The organism is Salinivibrio costicola subsp. alcaliphilus, from assembly GCF_001996185.1.
Classification (GTDB): Bacteria; Pseudomonadota; Gammaproteobacteria; order Enterobacterales; family Vibrionaceae; genus Salinivibrio; species Salinivibrio costicola.
This window is the reverse complement of record NZ_MUFR01000222.1, coordinates 1-239: the sequence shown is the minus strand read 5'-3', so window position 1 is coordinate 239 and position 239 is coordinate 1. Positions and strand designations below refer to the sequence as shown.

Genomic DNA, 239 nt, shown 5'->3' with positions numbered 1-239 from the left:
AAACCCTGCCACGTTGGCGTTGGGTGGATGCCACCCCGTTCGATGAAAATAACCCCAAGCACATGAAAATGCTGTATCGCGCTTACAGTAACCTTATCATCTTGCTCAACAAGCGGGATTTTGACGGTTTAAAAATGGCCTGGTCACTAGCGGGGCGAGAGCAGGCTAAAGCAGAAGCCTATATGACTGATCCGGATGAGTTTTTTGATGTGATGGATATATCTGGTGACTTTGAGCGT

The 239-nt window shown here is 47.7% G+C and carries 1 pseudogene; it reads left to right on the top strand.

The features are described 5' to 3' along the window. Positions 1 to 239: pseudogene (locus tag BZJ21_RS15955) on the top strand (glycosyl hydrolase family 26); the annotation flags it as partial.